We start from the raw sequence: 17,376 nt of genomic DNA, 5'->3' as shown, positions 1-17,376 counted from the left end.
GCCGGTCCATCAATGCCGCCTGACATGATTTCAATTAACTGATCCGATGAAAAACCTCGTTTACCTGATTCCGTCCATGGCTTCCATGATTCTCGCCGGGTTCGTCTCCTGGAGTGGGCGCGAGAAAGCGCGGGATTTCGTCCTCATATTCGTCCTGTTGCTCGTATCTTTCTTTTTCCTGGCGCTCTTTTATTCGAAAAGCAAAAAGTTCCAGGATCTTCTCGATTTCCGGCCAAGCGAACGTGCCGTCCGCGCGATCTGGCTTGCCGCATTCCTTTTTTACCTGTGCATGAGCTTCCTGTTTTTCGGGAAACATAAAACCAACGTGATCGGGTTCGACCTCGATTCGATTTCATACTACACACAGGCAAAGATATTTTCAGCCGGGAAACTGAGTGTCCCCAGCCATGAGTTGAAGGAATTCTTCACAACGGGAAACGTCGTGAACGACGGGAAGTTTTACAGCAAATATTTCCCCGGCTGGCCGTTGATTCTTTCCGCTGGGGTAAAATCCGGTATCCCATGGGTTGTCAATCCGCTCCTGGGATTGATGACCCTGATCGTCGTTTATTTCACCGGAAAGGAAATTTACGACAGGGACACCGCCTTCCTCGCCATGCTGCTGCTTTTATTTTCGACGAATTTTTATTATCTGAACACGACGTACCTGTCGGAGCCTTCCAGCCTGCTTTTCTCCAGCCTGTTTTTTTATTTTGCGGTTCGAACGATAAAGGAACCCGGAGTCTCTGTCGCATTGCCGGCGGGAATCTTTCTGGGGGTATCTTTCCTCGTTAGGCCGTATTCGGCGGTGGCGGTAGCGCTGCCGGTTATAGGTTACTTCCTGTATCTCGCGGCCGGCGACCGCAGGAAGATGATGGCGCCGTTTTTCGCCGCCGCAGCGGGAGCGCTACCGTCGATCGCTGCGCTCCTGGCATACAACCATCTGCAGACGGGATCGTTCCTCGTCAGTCCGTTCGAACATTACAACCCCTTCGACAAACTGGGATTCGGCTTGCGATCCCTGGATGTTTTCGTAAATCCTGCGGAATATAACGTTCTGAGCGGCATCAAAAACATGTTGATCAATGTGGGGGCGGTCAACATCGTCGGAATTCTGTTTTCCTTCATTTTTTTATGCTTCGTGGCGGTCAGGAAGAAGACAAGGTGGGACATGCTTCTGCTTGCCATAGTCTTTTTAATCATCGTTATGCATGTTTTCTATCATGCGAAACAGTCCAGGTATTACCATGCCGCCTTTTTCGCATTGGCGTTGCTAACGGCAAGAGGCATGACTCTTTCCGAACTTTCCTTCAGGAAATGGCTTGGTAATGCGGAGATAAGGAATTTCGGATTCATGGCTATCCTGTTTGCGGCGATAACGAGCGTGGCGGTTACGATGTCTCCCCTGAAAATCTACAAAAGATACAAGATCTGTCAGCTTTATCGGCAGCCATATACGCTGGTCGAGTCGAATAACATTCATCGATCGATAATATTCGTCAAGTCCGTGCCCGAGGCGTACAACAACATATCCTATTACATACAGAATCCTCTGGATTACACGGGGGACGTGCTTTACGTCAGGGATCTGGGGGAAAGAAACGTCGAACTCATGAATCATTACCCGAACAGGAGTTACTACGTGTACGAATACAAGCGGGATACCGGGACGGGTGTTCTTCGCCCGATCGGCGGGAAAGAATTCACGGCGCCATCGGCGGCGGGCATATGAAACGGAAAAGCGCGTTCATGATGGTTTCGGCCAATATCGCCGCAGTCGTTCTGCTTTTCCTCCTTGTGGAAGGCATCGCCAGCCTCGCAATGGTGGCGCAGGAGTTCAAAAACGCCAGGCCGGTCGCGGAGCGGACGCACACGAGGCATGACGGCGATCTCGGATGGGTGAACATCCCGGGTGTTTCCATTAAAGACATGTACGGCCCCGGGAAATACCTGAAGACGAACTCGCAGGGGTTTCGCAACAACGAGGAATTCGCGGCTGAGGTCCCCGCCGGAAAAATCCGCATCGTGTGTTCGGGAGATTCCTTCACGCTCGGCTACGGGGTCGGTAACGACAACACGTGGTGCAGCAGGTTGGGGTTGGTCGACGGAAGAATCGAGGCGGTGAACATGGGGCAGGGAGGTTACGGGGCGGACCAGGCTTTCCTCTGGTACAAACGGGACGGCACGAAGATCCGGCATGACGTTCACCTGTTCGCGTTCATCACCTCCGACTTCATCCGCATGTCGAGCAACAGCTTCCTGGGGTACGGGAAGCCCGTTTTGGCGGTGGAAAACGGCGTCCTCGTAACGAAGGGGGTGCCGGTCGCCAAACGCTCGGATGTCATGGTCTGGCTGAAGGGAAATCTCTGGAGGCTTAATCGCCTGAATTCGGTCAGGCTTGCGGGGGTGCTGCTGGGAAAAGGCGGCGGGAAGGCGGAGGCGATTCCGCCTCCTGCAAGGCGGAAAACGAGAGAAGTCGTTTCGGAAATGATGGACGAGCTCCGGAGATTGAATGAGAAATCAGGAAGCGTCCTTGCACTGGTGTTTTTGCCGACGAAAAGCTCCGACGACGAAGCGACCAGGACCTGGCGGGAGTACCTGCGCGAAGAAACGAAGAGGAAGGGAATCGTATATTTCGACCTCCACGAGGAATTTCTGAAGATGCCGTATTCGACGGCCGACACGCTGTTCATAAAGGAACGCGACGCGAAATTCTCGTATGCCGCCGGGCATTACACGGAAGAGGGGAACGCCCGGGTGGCGGAGATCCTTTATACAAGACTTTTGGGCGTTCCCGATGTGGCGAAAAAGCTGCGACATACCGTTTCCGGTCGCTGAATGAACATTCTCGGATTATCCGCTTTCTACCACGACAGCGCGGCATGTCTTGTGCGGGACGGGAAGATCCTGGCCGCGGCCCAGGAAGAACGTTTCACACGGATAAAGCATGACTTTTCCTTTCCCGCGAACGCGACGCGCTACTGCCTTGCGAAGGGCGGGATCGTTGCGGAGGACCTCGACTTCGTGGTTTTTTACGACAAGCCGTTCATCAAGTTCGAGCGGATACTTATGACCTACATGAGCTATGCGCCGCTCGGCATAAGGTCTTTCCTCAAGGCCATCCCGCTGTGGGTCAAGCAGAAGATATGGACGAAGGATCTCATCCGCCGGGAATTATCCTGCACCTGCCCCATACTTTTCCCGGAGCATCACGAATCCCATGCGGCATCGGCATTCTTCCCGTCTCCGTTCGAAGAGGCGGCCATTCTCACGGTGGACGGCGTCGGGGAATGGGCCACGACGAGTTACGGATTCGGGAAAGGAAACGGCATCCGTATCCTTGGGGAACAGCATTTCCCCCATTCCCTCGGGCTGCTGTATTCGGCGTTCACGTACTACACGGGATTCAAGGTCAACTCGGGTGAGTACAAGCTTATGGGGCTCGCACCGTACGGCGAGCCGCGGTTCAAGGATCTAATCCTGTCCGAATTGCTGGACGTCAAGGAGGACGGCTCCTTCAGATTGAATCTCGATTATTTCGATTATTGCGTGGGACTGAAGATGATCGGTCCGGCGTTCGAGAAACTTTTCGGCGAGCCTGCGAGGCGGCCGGAATCCCCCCTCACGCAGCACCAGATGGACGTTGCGAGATCGATCCAGGAAGTCACCGAGGAAGTGATGATCAGGATCGCAAGGCACGTTTGGAAGGAAACCGGGCAGAAACGCCTTTGCCTGGCCGGAGGCGTGGCCCTGAATTGCGTGGCGAACGGGCGGATTCTTCGGGAGGGTCCATTCGAGGATATATGGATCCAGCCTGCGGCGGGCGATGCCGGCGGCGCTTTGGGAGCCGCCATGCTGGTATGGCATGCGCACATGGGAAATCCGAGGACCGTGAACGGGCACAGTGATGGCCAGGAAGGATCATACCTTGGGCCGGATTTCGAAGATGGCGAAGTCCGGGAATACCTCGACGCGAACGGGATCATGTACAGGAAGGCGGAGGAAGGCCGGATTCCGGAAATCGTGGCGGATATGATCGCGGAGCAGAAAGTCATCGGGTGGTTCCAGGGGCGCATGGAGTTCGGTCCAAGGGCCCTTGGAAACCGATCGATCATCGGGGATGCGCGATCTCCGGAAATGCAGGAGATCATGAATCTGAAGATCAAGTTCAGGGAAAGCTTTCGTCCTTTCGCTCCAACGGTTCTGCGGGAGAAGGTTTCGGACTATTTCGAAATGGACAGGGAAAGTCCGTACATGCTGCTCGTGGCGCCGGTCCGAAGCGAGATACGTCGTGAGATGACGCAGGAGGAAAGCCTGCTTTCCGGAATCGGAAAGATCGACGTCGTCCGATCCAGCATTCCCGCGGTAACACATGTTGATTATTCGGCCCGGGTCCAGACGGTGCGTGAAGAAGACAATTCCCTCTACCACCGCATGATACGCAAATTCGACGAGAAGTACGGATGCCCTGTGGTCATAAACACATCATTCAACGTGCGAGGCGAGCCCATAGTCTGCACCCCCGGGGATGCCTATCGCTGTTTCATGCGTACCGACATGGATTGCCTCGTCATGGGAAATTTCATCATCGAAAAGGCGGACCAGAAACCGTTTGAGAACGATTTTCGCCGGCATGAAACATTCCAGCCGGATTAGGAGAAGATGGTGATCCGGGATGAATTCGGCAGGATACGGGGAAACACCCGGGAATGGAGAAATTTCGGCGTCGTAATGGGAACGGTTTCCGCGATTATCGGAGGGATTCTTTACGTGAAGGGAAGCGGGAGATATTCCGCTCCCTTTGCCGTTTCGGTTTTCATGTTGTCATCGGCGGTTCTGGTTCCAAAGATTTTAAAACCGCTTCACAAGGCCTGGATGTCCCTGTCCATCGTCATCGGATACGTGATGACACGCGTCCTGCTTTGCGCCCTGTTTTTCCTGTTGCTCACGCCGTTGGGCCTGCTTGCCAGGCTGGCCAACAAGGAATTTCTGAAAAAGACGTTCCGTGAACCGTGCGAAAGCTATTGGCTGCAGAAGGAAGAAAGGGCGGGGAATTCATACGAGAAGCAATACTGAATACGATCGCATACGGAAAATCGAAAGCCGGGTCATAATCGGTGCGCATGAACCAAATCGGGGGATGATGCATATGGGCAGGCTGGAGACGGCAAGGGAATTTTACGAATTCATCAGAAACCGGAAACAGTGGTGGATCATGCCGGTGATCATCTTCCTTGCGCTTTTCGGCGCGCTGCTCGTCCTTTCGGAAGGATCCGTAATTGCTCCATTCATATACACACTGTTCTGATCGTACGCATGATGCAACGGCGAGCAGGGCGAATCGGCAAAGGAGCGGTTGAATATGCATATACCTGATGGTTACCTGAGCCCGGGAACGTACGTATCGTTTTATGCCGTAATGATTCCGCTTTGGTACAAGGCCACGAAGGTGCTGAAAAACGCCTTCAAGGCGAAGCATGCGTCCTATCTGGCCTTGTGCGCGGCGTTTACGTTCGTGGTCCAGATGTTCAACATTCCCACCCCGGGCGGATCGTCGGGTCATATCGTGGGCGGGGCCATCGCGGCCATACTGCTCGGTCCGTGGGCGGCGCTGCTTGCGATATCCGTGGTCATGATCATCCAGGCGCTTCTGTTCGGCGACGGAGGGATAACGGCGATCGCCGCCAACTGTTTCAACATGGCGGTTGTGATGCCGTTTTCAGCCTACTACGTCTACAAGATCGTTGGCTCGGGATCGGAACCTTCGTCGCCCCGGAGGATCTTTGCCGCCGGGGTCGCAGGGTATCTCTCGTTGAACCTTGCGGCGGTCCTGACGGCGGTGGAGTTCGGAATACAACCGCTGATCGCGCATTCTCCCGACGGAACGCCGTTGTACGCGCCCTATCCGCTGAGCGTCGCCGTTCCCGTGATGGCCGCGGAACACCTTCTGCTCTTCGGAGTCATAGAAGCAGTCGTCACGGGAATGGTGCTCGCGTATGTGGCAAGGAAGGAACCGTCGCTTCTCAGGTCCTCCGAGCCCGACTCCTTGCAGGCCGAAGTGACAGTTGCGTCCAAACCTTATCGGTTGTGGATCGGGATCGGAGCCCTCGTGGTGCTGACACCGCTCGGCCTGATCGCCTCGGGGTCCGCCTGGGGGGAGTGGACGGCGGAGGAATTGAAAACGCTCATCGGATTCACCCCCGCGAAGCTGAAACAGTTGGAGGGCATGTGGCCGGGGCTGATGTCGAACTATAACATGACCGGCTGGGACAGTCCCATGATGTCGGCGTTCGGGTATATCCTCGCCGCGGCCGCAGGCGTGAGCGCGATCGCTACGGTTTCGTTCATCGTCAGCAGGTTCATTTCCGCAGGTAAAAGACCCGGATGACCCTTCGGTGGCTTCATACGAATGAAGGTGCGGGGAATGCCTGCCCGCACCCCCGCAACGGCAGCCGCCGCAAGGGATTTCTCGACAGGACGCTTGAAGGCGTGGCCGCGTTTTTCCGGGACGGGCTGTTTTCCGAGGAATACGCACGGAAGCCCGGGATATTGCAGGGGATAGATCCTCGCGTCAAGGTCCTCTCCGTCCTTCTCTTCGTGGTGACGGTGAGTTTCCTGCGTCATTTCACTTTGATCGCGGGAATATATGCGGGTATCCTGCTGGCCGCGCATTTCTCCAGGGTCCCCGTCGGTTTTTTCATCACGAGGGTCTGGCTCTTCGTTCCGCTTTTCGCAGGGGTGATATCGCTGCCCGCGCTCTTCAATGTCGTCGTTCCGGGAGAAGCCGTCGTCACCTTGATGAAGTTCGATTCTCCCTGGAGGCTCGGCCCCCTGAAGATTCCCGCCACTCTTTCCATCACCCGCCAGGGAATCAACGTGGCATCCGTCTTCGTCATGAGAGTTGCCACGTCCGTTTCCTTCGTCGTGCTCCTTCTGCTCACGACGAGGTGGTCGCATCTTCTCAAGGCGCTGAAAGTGTTATTCGTGCCGCAGATCTTCACCTTCATCATAGGCATGACCTACCGGTACATCCACCTGCTTCTCCGGATCATCCAGGACATCCATCTCGCCAAGAAGAGCAGGGTCATCGTGAAGGGCGGCCTGAAGGAAGGTCAGAAATGGGTGGCGTCGCAGATGGGAATCGTCCTGGCAAAGTCCCTGCTGATCAGCGAGGACGTGTATTCGGCGATGCAGTCCAGGGGATATTCGCGCGAGGTGAAGATCATCGACACCTTCAGGATGAGGAAGGCGGATTACTGCTGGGCATGTTTCTCGGTACTGGCGGCGATGCTTGCCGTTTACCTGAACAGGCTTTCGGGCTGACTGGAATTATCCCTGGGAGAATCTCTTGAAAACCATGGTGCCGGCATGAAGGAAAACATCTTCGATGTCAGGGGGGTCAGTTACACCTGCCTGGAAAAATTTCCCGCCCTTCGGAACGTCAGCCTCGAAGTCGGCGAAAGGGAAAGCGTCGCCCTTCTCGGCGCCAACGGCTCGGGGAAATCCAGCCTGCTTCACGTTCTGGACGGCCTTGCCTTTCCGCAGGAAGGGGAAGTGATGTTCCGGGGGAGGAAATTGACGGAGGAAGGCCTAAACGACGAGGAGTTCAACAGGTATTTCCGAAAGTCCGTGGGCCTCATCTTCCAGAATTCCGATATCCAGCTCTTCTCGTCCACCGTGTGGGACGAGATCGCTTTCGGGCCGATCCAGCTTGGTCTGCCGAAGGAGGAAGTGGAGGAGAGGGTCGAAGACCTGCTGAAAATGCTGGAAATGGCAGGCCTGCGGGACAGGGCTCCGTACCATTTGAGCGGGGGGGAGAAGAAGAAAGTCGCAATCGCTTCCACGCTCGCGGTGAACCCGGACGTTCTCCTGCTGGATGAGCCGACGAACGGGCTGGACCCCAGGACCCAGGCGTGGCTGGTGGAACTCCTGCAGGAAGTTCGCGCCGCGGGAAAAACGATCGTGATGGCCAGCCACGATCTGCTGATAGTGGAGAAAGTCTGCGACAGGGTTGTCGTCATTGGAGAGGACCACAGGGTGGCGGGCGGGGGCAATACCGCGGAGATCCTGGCCGACAAGCGCCTGCTCCTGAGTGTCAATCTGATCCATGAGCATCTTCACTACCACGACGGCGAGCTTCACAGCCATCCGCATGGGCACGTTACGGAACAGGATCACGCCCATCACGATCACTTGAATCATAAACACGACCACTGACGGAATCCGGATGGGCTCGATTTACACGGGGATCATGTCGAAGGACGGATTCGTTTTCGCGACGAACGATATTTTCGGCGATTCCGATTGCGACTGCTCGATCGTCAGGGTCAATTCGCTTTGCGGCGGGTTTATCGTCACGGCAAGAGGAGGGCTTCTGCCGGCTGTAAGCAGAACGCTTGCGGAATGTTTTTCCTGCCTGGAACGATTGCCGCCGGGCATAACGCGAAGCTTAGCGGGGGAGATCATCGATGCCTTCGGAAAGAACCGCCTGAACGACCCGGACAGCGCATCGCGTCCCATGCCTTTTCTGCTCCTGCTTATCGGATACCGGCAGGGGCTTCCGCGCGGCCTCGAACATGTGTTCATCCGCAACCGGGTGACCGGCATCTCCATGGAGAACGGGAAAAAGGCATATGCTACTGCATTCGATACGCGGCCGCCGGAGCCGGCGGAAAACCTGTTCTACGGGCATGCCGAATTGAGCAGGTATCTTTCCATGCGGTTGCAGGCCAAGGATCTGGACGACGAAGCGGCTGAGCTCCTGTCGTATATGTCAGTGACCGAAACTCAGAAAATCGACGGGTCCATGGATCCGGGCATCAGGATGGCGACCTTGTCCGCTCGTGACGGCTTCGGATGGCTGGACGAAGAATCGCTTCGCCGGCTTTCGGCAAGGTCCCGTGCCGCCGGCGACATGCTGGCCCGCGGCCTCTTCGAAAAGTTCCATGCCTGAAAGGACTGCGCGAAGGAAGGACGGAGATGAGAATCCGGGGAGAGGCAGCATGAAATTATCGGAAGCGATAGCGGAAAGGAACAGCTGCCGGGCCTTTTCGACCTGTGAAGTTTCGAGGGAAGACATAACCGAATTGATCGAAGCCGGGATCCGGGCTCCTTCGAAAGGCAACAGCCAGATATGGGAGTTCGTCGCCGTCATGGGCGAAAAAAAACGGGCCATGGACGAAATGCTGTTCAATCTGCTGAAGACGGATTTCATCCCTTCCATGACCCTCGGCGATGCCGCAACGCCGGCGGAATCCGAGGCGATGCGGAAAGCAGGCGCGCGAAGCAGCCGCAACAGGGAAGAGATCGTGAAAATCCTCGCTCCATACGGGCAAACCTTCGAAGCCTTCATGCTGGAGGGAACGTTCACTTTTTTCAAGGCGCCGGTCGCTATACTCGTTTTCGTGGATGAAGTTTTTTCGAAAGATCTTCCGCATATCCTGAGCGTTGGTGCCGCGGTCCAGAACGTGCTCCTTGCGGCCACGGAGAAGAAGTTCGGAACTTGCTGGATAGGCGGCGTATGGAGATACACGAAGGAAATCCGGGACCTGCTCGGAATTCCGGGGAACAAGAAGCTGCTTTCGTCGATCGCCCTGGGATACGTGGACCCGTACAATCCCATGAGCAGGTACAAATCGTCGCGTGACGACATCGGCGAGTTCGTCCGATGGATCGGCTTCGACAAGGGTTAGGGAGGCAACGGATTGTCCCTGACGGTGGCTCTCAAGGCGGCCTACGGACTGGTCATGGCTGCCGACAGCCGGGTAACGGAAGGTTATACGCTGGAAGGACCGAAGGTCCAGGACAATTCCGTGAAATTTATCCGCCTTGATCGCGATTGGGGAGTCCAGACGTACGGTAATTCGAACATCGGATCCGCTGGAATCGGCGCCCTCCGGGACCGGATCGAGGCGAACGCGTCGCTGGCGGCGTCGCAGGAGGGGCTTCTGGAGGAATGCAGGGCGGTTTTCAAACGGGAAAGCGAAAAATGGAGCAGGGAGAACCCGGGTAATCACAGGCAAGACAAGGACGTCGGATTCGTTCTCGCAGGATACGGCAAGGGATCGGCCGAGCCCGTCATAGTCAATTTCCAAAGCCCGGGCTTCCTTGATGAGAACATGCGGCATGGCTGCCTGTTGGCGGGTCAATGGCACATCGCGCGGTTTTTTCTCCAAAGGCTCTATATAAGGGATGCCCGGCTGGAAAAGATGAAAGAGCTGGCTGTTTTGCTGCTCAACGCTACGATGAAGTCGGAAAAGACCGTGGGAGGAGCGATCCGTTTGGCGGAAATAACCCCCGAGGAAGGTTTTCGCTGGGCAACGGACGAAGATGTGGAGGCTCTCAGGAAGAACTCCGAACGGCTGGAAGGGGAATTCCACGAACTTCTCCACGCTTCGCTTGACGGCTATCCGGATGCGCCTGCGGAGGATGGACTCCGGAAAGGCCCATCGTGACGAATCGCCATCATGAAATGAAAGATCGTTTGAGCGTGGAAATAGGGCGGTTGCGGGAAGAAATGGTGGAGATCGCCCGGTCGATCCATGAAAATCCCGAAATCGGCTACAAGGAGTACGAGTCTTCGAAGAAGCTCGTCGATCTCCTGGTGCGGAACGGATTCGATGTCACGCGTGGAATCGCGGGTATGGAGACCGCTTTCATCGCATGCTATCCGGAACATTCGGCGGGTCCCACGGTGGCTTTTATCGCGGAATATGACGCGCTTTCCGGTCTTGGACACGGGTGCGCGCACAATCTCATCGGTACGGCAGGCGCGGGAGCGGCCGTCGGATTGAGCAAGGTGTTCGGTGAACTGCGGGGACGGATCGCCGTAGTCGGGTGTCCGGCGGAAGAAGCCGGGGTCGACGGTGCGGGCGGGAAGGTGAAACTGGTGGAAAGCGGATGCTTCGACGGGATCGACGCGGCTATATGTTTTCACCCGATGCCACTTACCACGGTGGGTGGGGAAACAACCGCCCTGATAGGCCTCGAGTTCGAATTCCTTGGGAAGGCGGTCCATGCGGCGGGGAATCCATGGGACGGCATCAACGCCCTGGATGGCGTCCTTCAGACCTTCAACGCCGTCAACGCCTTGAGGCAGCACGTCAGGGACGACATACGGATCCACGGGATCGTGACACATGGAGGAGATGCTCCGAATATCGTCCCGGAACGCGCAGCCGCCCGCTTTTTCATACGTTCCTCCAACAGCGAGGCGTTGAAGGACACCGTTGATAAGGTGAAGAGATGCGCGCAGGGCGCGGCCATGGCAACGGGCGCCACATTGAATATAAATGTCTTCAACAACCTTTACGAATCGATGAGAAGCAACGCCACGATTGCGGAAGCCGTATCCCGGAACCTGGAGAGGGCCGGCCTCCGCATCGAAGGCAGGAAAAAGGGGAGGGGGTCGACCGATTTCGGAAACGTGTCGAGGGTCGTGCCTTCATGCGAGCTTGCCGTGCGCCTTGGGGACAGGATTTTTCCCCACACGCGGGAATTTCTGCATGCATCCAATTCCGAGGAAGGTTTCCGGGTCATGATGCTGGGGGCGGAAATCATGGCGCAGACCGCCATGGATCTTTTCGCTGCCCCGGAATTGCTCGAAAAGGCGAAGAAGGAGTTCCGGACGGAGCCGGGTTGAAGATATTCCTGATCGGATGGTTCGGCGCGGGAAACGCCGGAGACGAAGCCATACTGGTTTCGGAATTGCTCTTCCTCCGATCGCGGATCAGGGAACCCGAGTTTCACATCCTTTCCTTCGATCCGGAAAAAACGCGGAAGATCACCGCAGGCATGCCCGAGGTAAAGAAAATTCTGAGAATGGGGTCGAAAAGCAAAGCCGGGAAATCGGATTTTTCCGGGATCAACCGGGCATTCAACGAGGCGGACCTGGTGATTATCGGAGGAGGGGGAATATTCCAGGACATCTACAACCGCTATCCCATACCGTTTTTCGCGGCCATGGCGTTCCTGTCCAGGATCAAGAAGAAACTTCTTGCGCTTTACTGTGTCGGTATCGGGCCGGTCAGGGCAACGTGGAGCGGAAAGCTCTGCCGGTATGCGGCGAACGCGGCCGATTTCGTTTCCGTCAGGGACGAGGAGTCGGAATCCCTTCTTCGCGCGTTCGGCGTGACGAAGGAGATCCTCGTTTCCGCCGACCCCGTTTTCCTTCTGGAGCCGGCCTGGAACGAAAAGACCCTGCAGGCGGTAAAGAATATCGAAGGGAATGCCGATCAGCGTTTCGTCGGTGTTTGCGTACAGGAACTGCTTCCATGGGATGACTCGAACAAGGCGGTCCTGGCGGAGGTCCTGGACGCCGTCGCGCGGGAATCGAACGCCCGCATCGTGATGCTTCCCATGGGAGCGTACAGGGACGGCTGGACGGGCAGGAGCGGAGACAAGGATACGGTCGATGTCGCCGCGTCGAAAAGGCTTGCCGCGCGGATGGAAAGCCGCGTATCCATCCTGCCGATGGATCTGAGCCCGCCGGAATTGCTCGGCGTGATCAGGAAGATGGACCTGGTGATAAGCATGAGGCTGCACGGCGTGATCATGGGGCTTGCCGCCGCCGTTCCGGTCATTGCAATGACCTACGAGGAAGAGACGAAGATCAGGAACCTCATGTACCGGGTGGGGAGGGAGAAGTACCTTTTCGACGTCCGAAGGCTTGACAGGAATGCGCTTGTCGGGGCCGCGAGCGACCTGCTTTCCGAATCCCCGGGCCGGCGGGATATTCTTTCGGAGAAGCTCGCCTTGATGAAATCACAGGCCGAAAAGTGCAACGAGAGGATGATAGAAACGTTCCTGGAAAAGGGGCTTGCCTGTTGAAGGGCACGCCGTATACAGGGAGCCCTGCCCCCGCCCCGCATCTCCGCCCGCATGCCGCGGCCGGGCTCGTTTTCGCCCTGTCGTTCCTTTTCTATCTTGCGACGCTCGCCCCCACGGTCATATGGGGCGACAGCGCCGAGTTTGCGATTCATGCGAAAAGGTTGCATCTCGATATTTCCGCCGATTCCCATCCCCTGTTCGTCATTCTCGGGCGGTTGTTCTCTTTTCTTCCGTTCGAGCCGGCGTACAGCCTGAACCTGCTCACGGCCGTCACGGCGTCGCTTGCCGTTTCCATGGTGTATCTCGTCGTTTTCGAATTGACGGGGTCGGTTGCGGCTTCGATCGCCGGGGCTTCGTCCCTTGCCGTTTCGCACGCATTCTGGCTCCACGCGGTGATAACGGAAGTCTACGATTTGAATGCATTTTTCATAACCGCCATCGTGCTGGTCCTGCTGAAATGGAGGAGGATGCCGGAAAAGCATTCCCTGCTGTACGCCGCGGCGTTCCTTTTCGGGCTCGGGTTGGCCAACCATTTGATCATGGCGCTTTCGATAGTCGGTTTTTTCGTTTTCATCGCGCTTACGGACCGCAGGGTCCTTCTCTCGATCAGGACCGCGGGTTTCACGATCCTTTCCTTCCTCATCGGTAATGCCCTGATGATCCATCTCCTCATCGGAAAATTGATCGCCGGAAGGCAGGCCGCCGCCGTGGCGAATGCCGCGGCCGGAGGGGCGCACAAGAAGGCGATGTTCACGGTATCCTTGAAGGTGTTCCACGACTTTCTCATGTATCTTGCCTACCTTTTCTACCAGTTCCCGCTGGCGGGAATCGCGCTTGGCGCGTTCGGCATCACCGCCGTGTTCAGGAAAAATCGTGACGCCGGACTGCTGTTGTCCCTCCTGATCCTGATCAACATGGCGTTTTTTCTGACCTTCGGACCGGGAGCGGCGCGCACCACCAAGTACACGTTCTACATCCCGGACTACGCGGTGTTTTCCATCTTCATCGGCTGCGGATTTGCCGCGTTGGCGGATTATTTCCGCAGGAAGGGATATCCCGGCAAGCCGGTCTGCGCCGTAATGTTGTTCCTGATCGTTGCGTTGCCGATATTCCTTTACAGCGTGGCGCCATACGCTTCAAAAAAGCTGTCAGTCGATCTTCTGCACGCAAGGAGCATCCCCTACAGGGACAACGAGGAATTTTTCCTTTACCCGGGGAAAAGGGGATACACCGGCGCGGTGCGATACGCGGATGAAGCGCTGAAAACGGCCGGTCCCGGCGCGATCATCATCGCGGATCACACCCTCTTCACGGTGTTGCGGTACTGCCAGGAAATAAGAGGGATGGGAAACGACGTCAAGGTGCTGCCTTCCGGATCGTTCGCGAAAAGAACCCCCGAAACGACGGTGGCCGGTAATTACGGGACCAGGGATATCTACCTTGCATCGATGGAAAAATATTATTACCGGGTAAGGGAACTTCGCGACGAGTACGATTTCGTTCCCGTGGGCGTTCTTTTCAAAGTCGTGAAGAAACCGGGCAAGGCCTGAAGGGAGCTTTGTCCGCTGCGGACTTGCCGTATGGTGATCGACTCCATAATCAAGCTGAAGAAGTTGAGGGAAAACGTCGGGCTCGGAATGCCCCAACTCCAGGAAATCCAGCGGCGAAAGCTCAATGCCCTGATCCGCCATGCCTGCGAAAACGTGCCGTACTACAGGAATCTGTTTCGCGAAGCGGGCATCAAGCCCGATGACGTGCAATCCGTCGAGGACCTCGCGAGAGTTCCCATCACCGAAAAGAAAGTTATGCGGTCGCTTGACAGGAAGGAAGTCCTGGCGGCGAACGTCGATCCGAAGCGTTGCCTGGCGGTCTTCACGAGCGGATCGACCGGCATGCCGACCCATATTTACCTGACCCGGGAAGATTACGAGTGCATCGACCTCGTATACCTTCGCTCATTTCTCGAAAACGGGCTTTCGTTCCTTCACAAGCGGGCCTTCATCCTCGACCCCCACAGTTTCGACACGAGGAGGCGATGGTACCAGTCTCTCGGCCTGGCGAGGTCGGTGAATATTTCCTGCTTCCTCGAACCCGAGGAGCAGATGCGGATGCTTGCGGATGCGCGTCCCGATTTCATACACGGTTATCCGTCCAGCCTCGGGCAAGTAGCACGGCTTGTCGCCGAAAGAGGGCCGAGAAACGGAATACGCCCTGCCGTCGTTTCGACGGCCGCAGAGGTCCTTCATGCGAAGGACAGGAAGAGAATCGCCGCCGCTTTCGGCGTGATGCCGTTCGACCGTTACGCCGCGAGGGAATGCGGAAATATCGCCTGGGAATGCGAAAAGCACAATGGATACCACATAAACGTGGACACGCTGGTGGTTGAATTCGTCAAGGACAACCGGCATGTGATGCCGGGCCAGAGGGGAGATGTCGTGATCACCAACCTTCATTCTTATGCGATGCCGTTCATCCGGTACCGGATCGGGGATCTCGGAGTCCCGTCGGACAAGACCTGCGGGTGCGGCCGGGCGCTTCCGCTTATGGAGATAATCGAAGGAAGGGACGAGGATTTCATCGTGCTCAAGGGGGGGAGGAGAATCTCACCGATGATGGTCACCGGAACTTTGGACCACATACCAGGCATCCGGCAATTCCGGGTGATACAGGAAAACGCCGATTCCGTGGTGGCATGGATTTCTGCGGGGAAAGGCTTCAAGCCCGATACGGCGGTTCGAGTGGAGGAAAAACTCAAGGAAATACTCGGTAACGGAATCGGGATCGTCTGCAGGGAGGTGGACGATATACCGAGAGAGCCTTCGGGGAAAGTCCGCGCCGTGATCTCGAGGCTGTCATGAGCGGAACGGGGACGGGTCTTTTCGGAAAAATGTCGGGGATGCTTCAACATTACCGGACAAGCACGGCGATTCTGAGGAAAGTGCTGAAAAGCCCCATGTCGTTCGATCGAAGCATGGAGATCATAAGGGAGGGAGTCGAAAAGCGCGAGAAGAATTTCCTCTCCATGCTGGAGAAATGCGTTTTCCGCAATCCGCGGAGTCCATACAAGGCATTGCTGGATCATGCGGGGTATTCGTTCGGCGATATCGAGTCTATGGTAGGGGAAAAGGGCCTGGAAGAGACCTTGAAGAAGCTGCACTCCGACGGCGTTTACCTCACGATCCAGGAATACAAGGGGAGGATCCCCGCAGTCAGGGGAAACCGGACGTTCCGATTCAAGGAAACGGATTTCAACAACGCGTCTCTCTCTTCCGGCCTTGATACCCAGACGGGCGGTACGACGGGCCGAAGCACGAAAGTGAAAGTGCCCCTGGAATACATATTGCAGAACACCGTTTACGGCATCCACGCGTCAAGGCTTTACGATATCCCCGGCAGGAAAGCGATCGTCTGGCTGCCCATTCTGCCTGCCCTGGAAGGCTTTTTCTTCAACTTGAGGTTCGGCGTCGCCGGGAATACCCCCGTCAAGTGGTATTCACAGGTGGACGGACGGAACATGAAGCCTTCAATGGAAGACAGGCTGAAGACGGCGACGACGATCCGGATGTCCCGGCTTTACGGAATACGGCTTCCCAAGCCTGAATTCGTGGATATCGGCTCCACGCACACGATAGCGCAGTGGATGGACGGAAACCTGAAAGGCGGTCCGGGCTATGCCGTCGTAACCTACGCAAGCTCCGCTTTCCGCCTGGTGATGGAGGCGAAAAAGCGGGGGTTGAACCTGGGAAAAACCGTCTTCTGGCTCATGGGGGAGCCGCTGACCGAAAAGAAGCGGGATCTCATCGAAAGCTACGGATGCCGCGCGTACACCTTGTACGGTTGCAACGAGCTGATGCTGATCGGACACGCCTGCCTGAATTCGGGAGAGGTGGACGACATACATGTGTGCAGGGACAAGTTGGCCGTGATCCAGCACGCCAGGGACGTGGAGCACTCCAACGTCAAGGTCGACGCATTCCTGTTCACTACCCTGATGGAGATCAGCTCGAAGATCTTCATTAACACGGAAATAGGAGATTACGGGGTCCTTCATCGGAAACCGTGCGGGTGCCCGTTCGAGGAACTCGGTTACGTGGAACATATCCACACGATAAGGAGTTTCGAAAAGCTTACGGCGGAAGGTATGACGTTCACAGGCAGCAACCTGGTGTACCTGGTGGAAGAACTGCTTCCGAAGAAGTTCGGAGGCGATCTGACGAATTACCAGTTCCTGGAAGCGGAGGACGCATCCGGGTTCACACGCCTGTATATCCTTGTCAGCCCGGAAATCGCCGATTTCGACGAAAAGGCCCTGCGGGAAACGATCTTCGAAGGGCTGTTCCACGGCCACGACCCGGAATACGTGGGAGCGAGAGTCATGAAGGATGTCTGGACGAGGACCAACACCATCCAGGTAAGGCGGGTGAACCCGATCGCCACGCGAAGAGGGAAAGTCATGCCGCTGTTCATCTGCAAGGAGAAGGAAATCGCAGGCACAGGCCTGCTGTCGTGATGGTGGCCGGGTGGACACGGCAAATCGCGATTCAGCGT

Annotated in this window: 16 protein-coding genes; all 16 read left to right on the top strand. The window is 56.5% G+C overall.

Features of this window, described 5'->3' with window-relative positions; translation table 11 throughout:
• The first annotated feature begins 46 nt into the window (after nt 1-46).
• Nucleotides 47-1,732, top strand: a complete 1,686-nt coding sequence (locus HY896_05435; protein ID MBI5575788.1) for a glycosyltransferase family 39 protein — start codon at nt 47-49, stop codon at nt 1,730-1,732.
• Complete coding sequence (locus tag HY896_05430; protein ID MBI5575787.1) at nt 1,729-2,838, top strand: hypothetical protein; 1,110 nt, start codon at nt 1,729-1,731, stop codon at nt 2,836-2,838. Before HY896_05435 ends, HY896_05430 begins: the two co-directional genes overlap by 4 nt.
• Nucleotides 2,839-4,656: a carbamoyltransferase gene (locus tag HY896_05425; protein MBI5575786.1), complete on the top strand. Its 1,818-nt coding sequence runs from the start codon at nt 2,839-2,841 to the stop codon at nt 4,654-4,656. It begins immediately after the preceding gene.
• A gap of 6 nt (nt 4,657-4,662) precedes the next feature.
• A complete protein-coding gene (locus tag HY896_05420; protein ID MBI5575785.1) occupies nt 4,663-5,076 on the top strand; it encodes a hypothetical protein in 414 nt (137 codons plus the stop codon).
• 73 nt (nt 5,077-5,149) lie between these two features.
• Nucleotides 5,150-5,308, top strand: coding sequence for a hypothetical protein (locus tag HY896_05415; GenBank protein MBI5575784.1), 159 nt, complete (start codon nt 5,150-5,152; stop codon nt 5,306-5,308).
• A gap of 54 nt (nt 5,309-5,362) precedes the next feature.
• Nucleotides 5,363-6,388: a cobalt transporter CbiM gene (gene cbiM / locus HY896_05410; protein MBI5575783.1), complete on the top strand. Its 1,026-nt coding sequence runs from the start codon at nt 5,363-5,365 to the stop codon at nt 6,386-6,388.
• Nucleotides 6,385-7,323: a cobalt ECF transporter T component CbiQ gene (gene cbiQ / locus HY896_05405; GenBank protein MBI5575782.1), complete on the top strand. Its 939-nt coding sequence runs from the start codon at nt 6,385-6,387 to the stop codon at nt 7,321-7,323. The genes cbiM and cbiQ overlap by 4 nt, the downstream gene beginning before the upstream one ends.
• Nucleotides 7,324-7,368: 45 nt before the next feature.
• A complete protein-coding gene (locus HY896_05400) occupies nt 7,369-8,217 on the top strand; it encodes an ATP-binding cassette domain-containing protein (GenBank protein ID MBI5575781.1) in 849 nt (282 codons plus the stop codon).
• Nucleotides 8,218-8,227: 10 nt separating this feature from the next.
• On the top strand, nt 8,228-8,953 hold the full coding sequence (locus HY896_05395; protein ID MBI5575780.1) for a hypothetical protein: 726 nt from the start codon (nt 8,228-8,230) through the stop codon (nt 8,951-8,953).
• Nucleotides 8,954-9,002: 49 nt separating this feature from the next.
• On the top strand, nt 9,003-9,692 hold the full coding sequence (locus HY896_05390; GenBank protein MBI5575779.1) for a nitroreductase: 690 nt from the start codon (nt 9,003-9,005) through the stop codon (nt 9,690-9,692).
• A 12-nt stretch (nt 9,693-9,704) separates the two neighbouring features.
• Entirely contained in the window at nt 9,705-10,454 is a 750-nt protein-coding gene (locus HY896_05385) for a hypothetical protein (protein MBI5575778.1), read from the top strand.
• On the top strand, nt 10,451-11,641 hold the full coding sequence (locus HY896_05380; GenBank protein ID MBI5575777.1) for a M20 family metallopeptidase: 1,191 nt from the start codon (nt 10,451-10,453) through the stop codon (nt 11,639-11,641). The genes HY896_05385 and HY896_05380 overlap by 4 nt, the downstream gene beginning before the upstream one ends.
• A complete protein-coding gene (locus tag HY896_05375; GenBank protein ID MBI5575776.1) occupies nt 11,638-12,828 on the top strand; it encodes a polysaccharide pyruvyl transferase family protein in 1,191 nt (396 codons plus the stop codon). Before HY896_05380 ends, HY896_05375 begins: the two co-directional genes overlap by 4 nt.
• Entirely contained in the window at nt 12,825-14,378 is a 1,554-nt protein-coding gene (locus HY896_05370) for a DUF2723 domain-containing protein (GenBank protein MBI5575775.1), read from the top strand. Before HY896_05375 ends, HY896_05370 begins: the two co-directional genes overlap by 4 nt.
• 30 nt (nt 14,379-14,408) lie before the next feature.
• Entirely contained in the window at nt 14,409-15,686 is a 1,278-nt protein-coding gene (locus HY896_05365) for a phenylacetate--CoA ligase family protein (protein ID MBI5575774.1), read from the top strand.
• On the top strand, nt 15,683-17,338 hold the full coding sequence (locus HY896_05360) for a hypothetical protein (GenBank protein ID MBI5575773.1): 1,656 nt from the start codon (nt 15,683-15,685) through the stop codon (nt 17,336-17,338). The genes HY896_05365 and HY896_05360 overlap by 4 nt, the downstream gene beginning before the upstream one ends.
• Nucleotides 17,339-17,376 lie beyond the last annotated feature (38 nt).

The organism is Deltaproteobacteria bacterium (assembly GCA_016218975.1).
Lineage (GTDB): Bacteria > Desulfobacterota > Deferrimicrobia > Deferrimicrobiales > Deferrimicrobiaceae > JAENIX01.
This window is presented reverse-complemented; position numbering and strand designations above follow the sequence as displayed.

What these genes read in the sequence shown, in the direction of transcription:
- HY896_05435 (MBI5575788.1), top strand. Translation starts at nt 47, where the DNA reads ATGAAAAACCTCGTTTACCTGATTCCGTCCATGGCTTCCATGATTCTC.
- HY896_05430 (MBI5575787.1), top strand. Translation starts at nt 1,729, where the DNA reads ATGAAACGGAAAAGCGCGTTCATGATGGTTTCGGCCAATATCGCCGCA.
- HY896_05425 (MBI5575786.1), top strand. Translation starts at nt 2,839, where the DNA reads ATGAACATTCTCGGATTATCCGCTTTCTACCACGACAGCGCGGCATGT.
- HY896_05420 (MBI5575785.1), top strand. Translation starts at nt 4,663, where the DNA reads ATGGTGATCCGGGATGAATTCGGCAGGATACGGGGAAACACCCGGGAA.
- HY896_05415 (MBI5575784.1), top strand. Translation starts at nt 5,150, where the DNA reads ATGGGCAGGCTGGAGACGGCAAGGGAATTTTACGAATTCATCAGAAAC.
- cbiM (MBI5575783.1), top strand. Translation starts at nt 5,363, where the DNA reads ATGCATATACCTGATGGTTACCTGAGCCCGGGAACGTACGTATCGTTT.
- cbiQ (MBI5575782.1), top strand. Translation starts at nt 6,385, where the DNA reads ATGACCCTTCGGTGGCTTCATACGAATGAAGGTGCGGGGAATGCCTGC.
- HY896_05400 (MBI5575781.1), top strand. Translation starts at nt 7,369, where the DNA reads ATGAAGGAAAACATCTTCGATGTCAGGGGGGTCAGTTACACCTGCCTG.
- HY896_05395 (MBI5575780.1), top strand. Translation starts at nt 8,228, where the DNA reads ATGGGCTCGATTTACACGGGGATCATGTCGAAGGACGGATTCGTTTTC.
- HY896_05390 (MBI5575779.1), top strand. Translation starts at nt 9,003, where the DNA reads ATGAAATTATCGGAAGCGATAGCGGAAAGGAACAGCTGCCGGGCCTTT.
- HY896_05365 (MBI5575774.1), top strand. Translation starts at nt 14,409, where the DNA reads ATGGTGATCGACTCCATAATCAAGCTGAAGAAGTTGAGGGAAAACGTC.
- HY896_05360 (MBI5575773.1), top strand. Translation starts at nt 15,683, where the DNA reads ATGAGCGGAACGGGGACGGGTCTTTTCGGAAAAATGTCGGGGATGCTT.